This is a genomic window from Kitasatospora sp. NPDC040550, assembly GCF_055594965.1.
Map to the genome: position 1 here is coordinate 35,985 of NZ_JBVIWC010000023.1, position 11,240 is coordinate 47,224.

At 74.0% G+C, this 11,240-nt stretch carries 10 protein-coding genes; 3 read left to right on the plus strand and 7 right to left on the minus strand.

The features are described 5' to 3' along the window. Positions 1-196 precede the first annotated feature (196 nt). Positions 197-697 (plus strand): hypothetical protein, encoded by a 501-nt coding sequence (locus ACZ58X_RS29135; RefSeq protein WP_470336567.1) that lies wholly within the window; start codon positions 197-199, stop codon positions 695-697. A 193-nt stretch (positions 698-890) separates the two neighbouring features. Here ACZ58X_RS29135 and ACZ58X_RS29140 read toward each other — a convergent pair whose 3' ends face one another. After that, positions 891-2,054 (minus strand): acyl-CoA dehydrogenase family protein, encoded by a 1,164-nt coding sequence (locus tag ACZ58X_RS29140; RefSeq protein ID WP_470336568.1) that lies wholly within the window; start codon positions 2,052-2,054, stop codon positions 891-893. Positions 2,055-2,406: 352 nt separating this feature from the next. Between ACZ58X_RS29140 and ACZ58X_RS29145 the strand changes: the two genes are divergently transcribed. After that, positions 2,407-3,009, plus strand: a complete 603-nt coding sequence (locus tag ACZ58X_RS29145) for a uridine kinase family protein (protein WP_470336688.1) — start codon at positions 2,407-2,409, stop codon at positions 3,007-3,009. A gap of 388 nt (positions 3,010-3,397) precedes the next feature. After that, positions 3,398-5,425, plus strand: coding sequence for an AAA family ATPase (locus ACZ58X_RS29150; RefSeq protein WP_470336689.1), 2,028 nt, complete (start codon positions 3,398-3,400; stop codon positions 5,423-5,425). Positions 5,426-5,446: 21 nt separating this feature from the next. Here ACZ58X_RS29150 and ACZ58X_RS29155 read toward each other — a convergent pair whose 3' ends face one another. From ACZ58X_RS29155 to ACZ58X_RS29180, 6 genes are all read right to left on the minus strand, one after another. Further along, positions 5,447-6,433 carry an NAD-dependent epimerase/dehydratase family protein gene (locus ACZ58X_RS29155; RefSeq protein ID WP_470336569.1) on the minus strand — a complete coding sequence of 329 codons (987 nt, stop codon included), beginning with the start codon at positions 6,431-6,433 and terminating at the stop codon, positions 5,447-5,449. Positions 6,434-6,607: 174 nt separating this feature from the next. Beyond that, complete coding sequence (locus tag ACZ58X_RS29160) at positions 6,608-7,654, minus strand: hemolysin family protein (protein ID WP_470336570.1); 1,047 nt, start codon at positions 7,652-7,654, stop codon at positions 6,608-6,610. Then, entirely contained in the window at positions 7,651-8,994 is a 1,344-nt protein-coding gene (locus ACZ58X_RS29165; protein WP_470336571.1) for a hemolysin family protein, read from the minus strand. Before ACZ58X_RS29165 ends, ACZ58X_RS29160 begins: the two co-directional genes overlap by 4 nt. 229 nt (positions 8,995-9,223) lie before the next feature. Then, a complete protein-coding gene (locus ACZ58X_RS29170) occupies positions 9,224-9,691 on the minus strand; it encodes a PH domain-containing protein (RefSeq protein WP_470336572.1) in 468 nt (155 codons plus the stop codon). A 180-nt stretch (positions 9,692-9,871) separates the two neighbouring features. Continuing rightward, complete coding sequence (gene hisG, locus ACZ58X_RS29175) at positions 9,872-10,720, minus strand: ATP phosphoribosyltransferase (protein WP_387933582.1); 849 nt, start codon at positions 10,718-10,720, stop codon at positions 9,872-9,874. Between the two features lie 49 nt (positions 10,721-10,769). Then, entirely contained in the window at positions 10,770-11,042 is a 273-nt protein-coding gene (locus ACZ58X_RS29180; protein WP_097238956.1) for a phosphoribosyl-ATP diphosphatase, read from the minus strand. Positions 11,043-11,240 lie beyond the last annotated feature (198 nt).

Here is an 11,240-nt window from a genome sequence, read left to right on the forward strand (position 1 = left end):
CGCACGGTGGTTGCCCGGGGTCGGACCGCAGGTGTCGCACGGGCATGTGCCTGGTGAATGTGGCGGGCGGTGTGGCCAAGGACACACCCGGTGCATCACGGTGCGCAACTCCGCAGGATTATGAGCCCGAGTCGGAGGGAAGTGCTGGTTGTGGCCCCAGAGCGACCACGCCGGGCCCGATCCTAGGGGGATCTCCATGCCTGCTACCGACCAGCGCGCGCTGGCTCTCGACGAGACCGACGATCTGACCGGCCGCGACGACCTCGCGGTCGACCACGCGCCGGGCACCGACCCCGGCGACGCCGAGACCTGGGACATCTTCCGGGTCCATTGCCCCGAGTGCCGCCGCCCGATCGCGCTGGTGGCGGACGAGGAGCGGCTGCCGCAGCACGCGCTGCTGCCCACGGCCTGGAACCCCTTCGCCCCCGCGATCTGCCCCGGCTCGGGCACCCTGACCGACGACCTGGCCGAGGCGGAGATCCGGGAGGACGCCGAACCGACCGGGTTCGAGGCGCTGTTCAAGCTCCCGAGCGGACTCGACTGGCGCACCCAGCCGTTCTCGCACGCGCTGGTGCACCGCCCGGTGCGCAGCGCGGGCGGGGGCGCCGGCGCCCCGGCCAAGGCCGGGCGGCAGATCGCCTCGGCCGTCCCGCTGGCCACCATCCCGGAGCAGCGCCGGCGGCTCGCGCGGCGCTGATTCCCTTCGGCGGCGGGCGAGTTGACGCCTAGTCAGAGAATCGCCCCCGGTCGTCACTCCGCACCCTGGAGTGACGACCGGGAGCCGTATCGGGGAGGCCTCGGCCCTCGGGCCGGACTTCGGAACCGGGCTCCGGGACCCGGCCGTTGGCCCGGCCCGAGGGCCGGGGTCCGGGGTCCGGGCCCGCTTCGGCTCAGCCCTTGGTGAGGTGGCGGCCGATCACCAGGCGCTGGATCTGGTTGGTGCCCTCGACGATCTGCAGCACCTTGGCCTCGCGCATGTAGCGCTCGGCCGGGAAGTCCTGGGTGTAGCCGTAGCCGCCGAGCACCTGGACGGCGTCGGTGGTCACCCGCATCGCGGCGTCGGTGCAGAACAGCTTGGCCATCGCCGCCTCCTTGGAGAACGGCCGGCCCGCGTCCCGCAGCCGCGCGGCGGCGAGGTAGAGCGAACGCCCGGCCTCGATCTGGGTGGCCATGTCGGCGAGCATGAAGGACAGGCCCTGGAAGTCCGCGATCGGGCGGCCGAACTGGCGCCGGGTGCGGGCGTAGTCGACGGCGAGGTCGAGCGCGGCCTGGGCGACGCCGACGGCACAGGCGGCGATGCCGAGGCGGCCGGAGTCCAGCGCGGCGAGCGCGATCTGGAAGCCCTGGCCCTCCTCGCCGACCAGCCGCTCGCGGGCCACCCGGGCACCGTCGAAGTGCAGCTGGGCGGTCGGCGAGGACCGCATGCCCATCTTGTGCTCCGGCGGCGCGGCCGACAGGCCCTGCTGGGCGCCGGGCACGAGCAGGCAGCTGATGCCCTTGGGGCCGTCCACCCCGGTGCGCACCAGGGCGCTGTAGAAGTCGGCCTGACCGCCGTGGGTGATCCACGCCTTGGTGCCGTTGACGACGTACTCGTCCCCGTCCAGGTCGGCGCGGGTGCGCAGGGCCGCCGCGTCGGAGCCGGACTGCGGCTCGGAGAGGCAGTAGGCGCCGAGCTGCTCGCCGGAGAGCATGCCGGGCAGCCACTTCTCGCGCTGCTCGTCGCTGCCGAAGGTGGCCAGCGCGTGGCAGGACAGCGTGTGCACGCTGACCCCGAGGCCCACCGCCAGCCAGCCGGCGGCCAGCTCCTCCAGGACCTGGAGGTACACCTCGTAGGGCTGCTCGCCGCCGCCGTACTTCTCGTCGTACGGGAGGGAGAGCAGGCCGGCCTCGCCGAGGGTGCGGAAGACCTCCCGGGGGAAGCGGTCCGCGGCCTCGTCCTCCGCCGCGCGCGGCTGGAGCTCGCGCTGGACCAGGTCCCGGGTGAGGCTCAGCAGCTCGCGGGCCTCCTCGCTGGGCAGCTGGCGCTCCACGGCTTTCACGGGGGACGGGGTCATGGCGAGGGTCGCCTCCTCGATCGGGCGCCGGCCCGGGGTGGCGGGTGGTCCGGCGCGGGTGTGGCAGGTCGGCCCGACCGGCACCGGGTTGCGGTGAACGGCCGTTCACAGGCGTGGCGAAGGCGAGTATGCCCGAAACCCGCGCTGCCGTCACGACCTGCACAGATGATCTGTCCGCAGTGGTGGGCTACGGCACCGTAGGGTTGACGTTGTGGCTGCATCCGGAACCGCTCGCTCCCCCCGTCCGCCCGTTCCCGGCTCCCCGCCGGCCGGGCCCGACGGAATCAAGGGGCCCAGCGGGCTCGACGGGCAGGCCGACGGGGCCGACGCGCCGGCCGGCGGGGCCGATGCGCTGGCCGGGCTGGCCCGGGAGCTGCGGGCACTGCCGCCCTCCTGCGGGCCGGTGCGGCTGGTCGCGGTGGACGGGCACGCGGGCTCCGGCAAGACGACCTTCGCCGGGCGGCTGGCGGCGGCGCTCGGTGGCGCACCGGTGGTCCACCTCGACGACCTGGCCACCCACACCGAGCTCTTCGGCTGGACCGGTCGGCTGCGCGAGCAGGTGCTGGAGCCGCTGGCGGCCGGTCGGGACGCCGAGCACCGGGTGTACGACTGGACGCTGCGCCGCTTCGCCGGCACCGCCCGGGTGCCGCTCGCCCCGGTGGTGCTGGTGGAGGGGGTCGGCGCGGGGCGCCGCGAGGTACGGCCCTGGCTGGCCCGGGTGATCTGGATGGAGTTGGAGGCCGCTGCGGCCCGTCGGCGCGGCGAGGAGCGGGACGGGCCGGAACTCGCCGCGTTCTGGGCCGGTTGGGCCCGCGCGGAGGCGGCGCACTTCGCCGCCGACCCGAGCCGTCCGCACGCCGCCACCAGGGTCGACGGGGTGACCGGACGGATCGCGTCGAGCACCGTCGGTGAACCTTCAACTAAGCCCTTGACCTGCGACATCACCAGGACTTAGGTTCTCCCCAGTCGCCGGAACCCACCGTTCCGGCCGCTTCGGACCCGGCGCTCCCGACTTGTTCCCCCGTGAGCCGGGAGCGCCGTCCGGTCCCCTCCCCCAGCCCGCCGGTCAGCGGTTTTTCGGCCATCCGGCCGCCCAACCACCGTGTGCGCGATCGCATTTGACCCTGTGCGGCACCCTTCCGGATCAGCCCCGCGCCGGTACGATTCCCGGTAGGCGCATATGCGCCCCGGGGGCTCGACGACCACCGGCCCGGCTGCGCACAGGCGATCCGCCGGCCGAGCCCCGGGCCACACCGCGGGGGGCGTGAGTGACGACGGTCGACAGTTCCGACAGCACGGCGGGCGGCCCGGACCGGCTCGCCGACCGGGCCTGGCTGCGGGCCATGGACGCCTACACGGCCGGCGCCTACGCCCGGGCCGAGGAGGAGTTCCGGGCGGCCGTCCGGCTGGACCCCGGCATGGCCGACGCCTGGCTCGGCCTGCACGCCCTGCGCAGCGACACCTCGGCCGCCCTGCTCGCCATGTACCGCAACCAGAGCCGCTTCGGCGAGCAACGTCGGCTGCACCGCCGCCCGCTCAGCTCCTGGTACTGGCTGGGCTGGTGGGTGCAGCCGGTGCTGGAGGACGCCCGCGACCTCGCGCTGGCGCACGCCTCGCACTGGCTGGACGGCCGCCACCTGGCCGAGCTGGACCGGGCGTTGGAGCAGTGCCCGGCCCCCAGCGAGGACCCGTCCGCGCAGTTCCTGTACGCCTGCCGGTCCTACCTGCTCAAGGACTGGGAGCAGTTGATCCGGGACACCGACCGGCTGCTGGACGACCCGCTGCTGGGCATCGAGGCCGGGCTCTTCGCCGGCATGGCCCGGGTGCGGCTGGACATGTGCGCCCAGGCACAGGCCCCGCTGGCCGCCTCGCTGGCCCGCTGCCGCTCCGAGCAGCCGCAGCGCAAGGAGCTGCGCTACTGGCTGGCCCGGGCCTACGAGGGGGCCGGGCGCAGTGCCGCGGCGCTGCCGCTCTACCGGGCGGTGCACCGGGCGGACCCGGCGTTCATGGACACCTCGGCCCGGCTGGCGGCCATCTCGGCCGAGGACTCGCTCGCCGACGGGCTGCTCGCGGACGGGCGTTCGGGCGGGCTGGACGGGACCGGCCCGGACGGCGTCGGGCTCGACGGGACAGGCTTCGACGGCGTCGGCCTCGACGGTACCGGGCTGGACGGCACGGGGCTCGACGGCGCGGGCCCGGACGGCGCCGGGGCGGGCGGTGGAACGGGCTACCAGGACGACCCCGGCTACGCCGAAGGGCCGCTCTACGACACCGAGTTCGGCACCGGCACCACCCCGGTCGGCGGCGGTCCCGCGGTGGACGCGACCCTCGTGGACGGCCCGCTCACCGCACCGGAACCGGACACCGCCCCGGCGGACGGCGCACCCAGGACGGCCGGTGAACGCTCGGGCTCGGGCGCCCCGGCCGGCCCCGCCGCGCCGCCCCCGCCGCTGCCGGTGCGCGGCGAGGCCCAGCCCCGCACGGCCGCCGCTCCGCCGCCCCGGGCCGCGGGCAACGAGCGGGAGTTGGACGCGGCCCTGGCCGAACTCTCGCTGATGGTCGGCCTGGAGCCGGTCAAGCGCCAAGTCAGGGCGCTGTCGGCCCAGTTGAGAATGTCGCGACTGCGCGCCGAGCAGGGGCTGCCGGTCCAGCCGCCGAAGCGGCACTTCGTCTTCTCCGGCCCCTCCGGCACCGGCAAGACCACCGTGGCACGGATCCTCGGCCGGGTCTTCCACGCCCTCGGACTGCTCTCCGGCGACCACTTGGTGGAGGCCCAACGCGCGGACCTGGTGGGCGAGTTCCTCGGCCAGACCGCCGTCAAGGCGAACGAACTGATCGACTCCGCACTGGACGGTGTGCTGTTCATCGACGAGGCGTACAGCCTCTCCAACTCCGGCTACACCAAGGGCGACGCCTACGGTGACGAGGCGCTCCAGGTGCTGCTCAAGCGGGCCGAGGACAACCGGGACCGGCTGGTGGTGATCCTGGCCGGCTACCCGGAGGGGATGAACCGGCTGCTCGCCACCAACCCCGGCCTCAACTCCCGCTTCACCACCCGGGTCGACTTCCCCAGCTACCGGCCGAACGAGCTGACCGCGATCGGCGCGGCACTGGCCGGCCGGGACGGCGACGGCTGGGACGAGGACGCGGCCGAGGAGCTGGCCAGCATCTGCACCCACGTGGTGCGCGAGGGCTGGATCGACGAGCTGGGCAACGGCCGGTTCATCCGCACCCTGTACGAGAAGTCCTGCGCCTACCGGGACCTGCGGCTCTCGCTGCTGCGCGTGCCGCCGGGCCGGGAGGACCTGGCGACGCTGCGGCTGCCGGACCTGGTGCAGGCGTACGGGGAGCTGATCGACGGCCGGGGCTGACGACCGGCTCCCCTCCGGGCCTCAGCCCTTGAGCAGCTCCGCCTCGCGCTCCGGGTCGAGCCCGACGCCCGGCCGGTCGGCGCGCTGCGGGGCCTCGCCGCCGATCGACCGCAGCCAGGCCCAGGTGTCCTCTACGGTCTCGGCGACCGGGCGGCAGCGCAGCCCGGCGTCGACGGCGCGGGCGACCGAGGCGCCGTGCAGGAAGTCGTAGAGCTCACCGGGCGCCAGCCAGACCGGCAGCTCCGTCCACGGCTGCACACCGGCCGCCAGGATCCGCTCCGGGTCCGTCCAGCGCAGCTCGGCGTCCGAGCCGGTGGCCCCGACGCAGGCCTCCAGCAGCCCGCCCATGGTGGTGTGCCCGGCCGGGCTGACCACGTTGTACGGTCCGCCCAGCCGGGCCGCCACCGCGTCCAGGGTCCAGGCGGCCAGGTCGCGGCCGTCGATGTACTGCAGCGGCAGCTCGCGCGGGCCCGGGGCGAGCACCGGGCCGCCCCGCGCGATCCGGTTCAGCCACCAGGGCAGCCGGCCGATGTCCTCGTACGGGCCGAGGATCAGTCCGGCGCGGACCAGCAGGGCGCGCCCGCCGTACTCCGCCTCCAGGGCCAGTTCGGCGCCGCGCTTGGCCTCCGCGTAGCCCACCTCGCCGGTGAGGTCCGGGGCGGAGTCGACCACCGGTGCGGTCTCGTCGGCCCCGGCGCGCAGCGGGTGGTCGTACACCGAGCGGCTGGAGACGTACGCGTAGTGGCCGATCCGGCCGTTCAGCCGCCGGGCGCTGTCGCGCACCGCCACCGGGGCCCAGGACCAGGTGTCCACCACCGCGTCCCACTCCCCCGTGCCGAGTGCGGCGAGGCCGTCCTCGGCGGTGCGGTCGCCGCGCAGCACCCGGACGCCCTCGGGCGCGGGCTGCGTGCCGCGGTTGAGGGCCGTCACCTCCCATCCCCTGGCCAGCGCCTCCTCGGCGACGGCCCGTCCGACGAACTTCGTTCCGCCCAGCAGCAGCAGTCTCATGCCGACCACCCTCCTCCGGGGTGGCCGGCATGGGAACCGTTGCCTGCTGTGGGCAGATTCGCCCTCGGCGGACAGACCGTCGGCGGACAGACCGTCGGCGGACCGGGGTCCTCCCGTGCTGCCCTGACTTCCAGGGCTTCCCGTGCTGCCGCGGCTTCCACAGCTTCCAGGGGGCTAGGCGGTCGTCCGGTGGTCCGGGTCGTGCATCTCGCCGACCAGTTCCTCCAGGACGTCCTCCAGCATCACCACGCCGACCGTGCGGCCGTCCTGGTCCAGCACGGCGGCCAGGTGGCAGGTGGCCCGGCGCATCGCGCCGAGGGCGTCGTCCAGCGGGAGGCTGCCGCGCAGCACCGTGATCGGCCGCCACAGCCGGGCCGGGACGGGCTCCGACGGGTCGTCCACGTCGAGGATGTCCTTGAGGTGGAGGTAGCCCAGGTAGCCGTGGCCGGCCGGGTCCCCGTCGGTGACCGGGAAGCGCGAGAAGCCGGTGCGCAGGGCGAGCTCCTCGACCTCGGCGGCGGTCGCCTTCGGGTCCACGGTGACCAGTTGCTCGGGCCGCAGCAGGACGTCGGTGACCGGGCGGCGGCCCAGCTCCAGGGCGTCCTCCAGGCGTTCCTGGCGGTCCTCGTCGAGCAGTCCGGCGTCCCGGGAGTCGACCAGCAGGTACATCAGCTGCTCGGTGGTGAACACCGACTCGACCTCGTCCTTGGCCTCCACCCGGAACAGCCGCAGCACGCCGTTGGCGCAGGCGTTGAGCGCCCGGATCACCGGGGCGAGCCAGCGGGCCAGCCGGTCCAGCGGCGGGCCGAGCAGCAGCGCGGCCCGCTCCGGGCCGGCCATCGCCATGTTCTTCGGCACCATCTCGCCCAGCACCATGTGCAGGAAGACCACGAGGGCCAGCGAGATCCCGTACGAGAGCGGGTGCATCAGGCCGGACGGGACGCCGATCGCGTGGAACGGGCCCTCCAGCAGGGAGGCGATGGTCGGCTCGGCGAGCGCACCGAGGCCCAGCGAGCAGACGGTGATGCCGAGCTGGGCGGCGGCCAGCATCGCGGAGACGTTGGACAGCGCGTGCAGCACCGTCCGGGCACGCTTGTGCCCGGCCTCGGCGAGCGGCTCGATCTGGCTGCGGCGCACCGAGACGACGGCGAACTCGGCGCCGACGAAGAAGGCGTTGCCGAGCAGGAGCAGCACGGCGACGGCGAGTTGCAGCACGGTCATCGGACGCCCTCCCCGTTCTCCCCGAACCGGCCGGGCGCGCTGGTGCGCTCCAGCCGGACCTGGCTGGTGCGGTGCCGGTCGACGCCGGTCACGGTGAGCCGCCAGCCGGGCAGTTCGGCCTGCTCACCCACCGCGGGGAGCTTGCCGAGCAGGTCGGAGACCAGACCGGCCAGGGTCTCGTACGGGCCGTCCGGGGCGTTCAGGCCGATCGCCTCCAGCTGGTCGAGCCGGGCTCGGCCGTCCGCCTCCCAGGCGGGCAGGCCGTCGACGGCCGGCAGCGGGAGCAGGTCGGGGTGGTCCTCCGGGTCGTGCTCGTCCTGCACCTCGCCGACGATCTCCTCGACGATGTCCTCGACGGTGACGACCCCGGCGGTGCCGCCGTACTCGTCGACCACGATGGCCATCGGCTGGAGGCGGCGCAGCTGGTCCAGCAGCCGCTCGGCGGGGAGGGTCTCGGGCACCAGCAGCGGCGGCGAGGCCAGCTCGGCGACCCGGACCAGGCCGCGGCGGGCGGCCGGGACGGCGAGGGCGTCCTTGAGCGTCACGATGCCGGTGATCTCGTCCACGGTGTCGGTGTAGACGGGGAAGCGGGACAGGCCGGTGGCCCGGGTCAGGTTGATGACGTCGGAGGCGGTGGCGTCGCGCTGGAGGGCGGCGACGTCGATCCGCGGGGTCATCACCGACTCGGCGGTGAGCTCGCCGAGGCCGAGGGTGCGGACGAACAGGGTCGCCGACTCCTCGTCTATCGCGCCGGCCTTGGCCGAGTGCCGGGCCAGCGAGACCAGCTCGGCCGGGGTGCGGGCGTGCTCCAGCTCCTCCTGCGGCTCGATGCCGAAGGCCCGGACGGTGCGGTCCGCGGCGCCGTTCAGGAAGCTGATCAGCGGGCGGCAGGCGAAGGAGAAGGCCATGTGCGGGGCGGCGACCGCGCGGGCCACCTGGAGCGGGCGGGAGATCGCCCAGTTCTTGGGTACCAGCTCGCCGATCACCATCTGCACGACGGTCGCCAGCACCATGCCGACCACCACGGCGACGCCGCGGGCGGCCGAGTCCGGCACCCCGATGCCCGACATCACGGGCGAGAGCAGGGTCGACAGGGCCGGCTCGGCGAGCATGCCGACCACCAGCGAGGTGACGGTGATGCCCAGCTGGGCGCCGGAGAGTTCGAAGGACAGGTGCCGCAGGGCCCGGGAGACCCGGCGGGACTTGACGTCGCCCGCTTCGGCGGAACGTTCCACCGCGCCGCGGTCGGCGGTCACGAAGGCGAACTCGGCGGCCACGAAGAGGCCGTTGGCGAGGATCAGGAGCAGGGCCGCGAGCAACAGCAGCCAGGCGGTGATCACAGTGCCGCCTGCCTTCCGGGGGTCGGAAGCGAGGCGGCGCAGGTACTACCGGACGGATCGTCCATCGAGGGGGAGTGTCACTCCTCTGGTCGGTGCGGTACAGGTGGTGCTGGGGCGGGACAGAAGTTTTGCCCCGCTTTTACCAGCGTAGACCATACCGGCGCGACGGTAGGAAGCGTGTTCGGACCCGCCGGGACCCCCGGACGGGGGCCGGGTCCGGGGTCCGGCGTCAGACCTGGGCGTGGTGCTCGACCAGGTCACGCAGCGCGCGGGCGTCCGCGATCGCCCGCTCCTTGCCGACGCCGGACTGGATGCCGACCGCGGCCAGCGAGGTGCCGTCGGCGAGGTCCAGGGTGGCCCACGGGTCGCCCTGGCGGAAGTTGACCCGGACGATCTCCGGCCAGGACAGGCGGCGGCTGCGGACGAAGTTGACCACCGTCACGCCCTCGGCGTCGGCGCTCACCCGGGGGCGGGCCAGCATCAGGCCGACGGCGGCGAACAGCACGCCGCTGGCGACCATCATGATCCGGTCGTTCAGCTGCCAGTTCGCCGGGAGCAGCACCGCCAGCACCACGAACAGCGCCACGAGCACGGCGCAGACCGGCAGCAGCACCGCGCGGGTGCGCCGGGGCGCCCAGGTGACGGGGAACTCGACGGGCGGCGTGGACACGTGGGGTCTCCGGTGGGTCTGGATCATGACGGGTCGTGACGGCCGTGACGGGTCGTGGCGGCCGCGACGGCCGTGACGGGTCGTGACGGGTCGTGGCGATGGGGACCGCTGCGACGGCGAAGGGGCGGGGACGCCGGTCGGCGTCCCCGCCCCTATTGAACCGTTCTTTACTCTCTGCCGTGCGGGCAGGTCAGCCGTGCGGGCAGGTCAGAGGCGGCAGGCGTGGATGTTGGTCACCAGGATCGCCCGGGCGCCGATGCCCCACAGGTCGTCCATGATCTGCTGGGCCTCCTTGCGGAGCACCATCGAGCGGACGGCCACCCAGCCCTCGGTGTGCAGCGGGGAGACGGTCGGCGACTCCAGGCCGGGGGTGAGCGCCACGGCGGCGCCGACCTTCTCGGCCCGGATGTCGTAGTCCATCAGCACGTAGCGGCGGGCCACCAGCACGCCCTGGAGGCGGCGCAGGAACTGCTCCACCCGGGCGTCCTCACCCGCGCCCTTGGGGCGGATCACCACGGAGTCCGAGACCAGGATCGGCTCACCGAAGACCTCCAGGCCGGCGTTGCGCAGGCTGGTCCCGGTCTCCACCACGTCGGCGATCACGTCGGCGACGCCCAGCTGCACCGCGGTCTCGACCGCGCCGTCCAGCTTGGTGACCGTCGCCGTCACGCCGTGGTCGGCCAGGTGCTGCTCGACCAGGCCGGTGTAGGAGGTCGCGATCCGCAGGCCCTCCAGGCCCTGCACGTCCTTGACGTCCACGCCCTCGGGGCGGGCGAAGCGGAAGGTCGACCCGGCGAAGCCGAGGGCGAGCACCTCCTCCGCGTTGGAGTGCGAGTCCAGCAGCAGGTCGCGGCCGGTGATGCCGACGTCGAGGCGGCCGGAGCCGACGTAGACGGCGATGTCGCGCGGGCGGAGGAAGAAGAACTCGACCTCGTTGTTCGGGTCGACGAGGACGAGCTCCTTCGGGTCCTTCCGCTGGCGGTAGCCGGCCTCATGGAGCATCTCCGCCGCGGGACCCGAGAGAGAACCCTTGTTGGGGACGGCGATGCGCAGCATGGGAAGTCGGTTCCTTACCTGTTCGGGGAGGGGTGCTGTCGGGAGCGGTTCAGAGGTACTTGTAGACGTCGTCGAGCGTCAGCCCACGGGCGATCATCATCACCTGAAGGTGGTAGAGGAGCTGCGAGATCTCCTCCGCCGTCTGCTCGTCCGACTGGAACTCGGCGGCCATCCAGACCTCGGCGGCCTCCTCGACGACCTTCTTGCCGATCGCATGGACGCCCTGCTGGACGAGCTGCGCGGTACGGGAGGACGAGGGGTCGCCGGTGGCGGCCTTCTGCTGGAGCTCGGCGAAGAGCTCCTCGAATGTCTTCGAAGCCATGATGGGACTCACCATACGGCGTGCGGGGTGGCGGACGGTAAACGGTCCCGGGGGGGGGGGGGGGGGGGGGGGGGGGGCGGGGGGGGGGGGGGGGGGGGGGTGGGGGGGTGGGGGGGGGGTGGGGGGGGGGTCTTTTCCTCGGCGTACGGGTCCGCGAGTGTGCTCCGGTGTGGCGTTCGGCCGCGGGTCCGCGGGTCC

Excerpts from the sequence above, each read along its gene's own strand:
- ACZ58X_RS29180 (WP_097238956.1), bottom strand. The coding sequence starts at position 11,042 with ATGGCTTCGAAGACATTCGAGGAGCTCTTCGCCGAGCTCCAGCAGAAG.
- ACZ58X_RS29135 (WP_470336567.1), top strand. The coding sequence starts at position 197 with ATGCCTGCTACCGACCAGCGCGCGCTGGCTCTCGACGAGACCGACGAT.
- ACZ58X_RS29170 (WP_470336572.1), bottom strand. The coding sequence starts at position 9,691 with ATGATCCAGACCCACCGGAGACCCCACGTGTCCACGCCGCCCGTCGAG.
- hisG (WP_387933582.1), bottom strand. The coding sequence starts at position 10,720 with ATGCTGCGCATCGCCGTCCCCAACAAGGGTTCTCTCTCGGGTCCCGCG.
- ACZ58X_RS29150 (WP_470336689.1), top strand. The coding sequence starts at position 3,398 with ATGGACGCCTACACGGCCGGCGCCTACGCCCGGGCCGAGGAGGAGTTC.
- ACZ58X_RS29155 (WP_470336569.1), bottom strand. The coding sequence starts at position 6,433 with ATGAGACTGCTGCTGCTGGGCGGAACGAAGTTCGTCGGACGGGCCGTC.
- ACZ58X_RS29140 (WP_470336568.1), bottom strand. The coding sequence starts at position 2,054 with ATGACCCCGTCCCCCGTGAAAGCCGTGGAGCGCCAGCTGCCCAGCGAG.
- ACZ58X_RS29160 (WP_470336570.1), bottom strand. The coding sequence starts at position 7,654 with ATGACCGTGCTGCAACTCGCCGTCGCCGTGCTGCTCCTGCTCGGCAAC.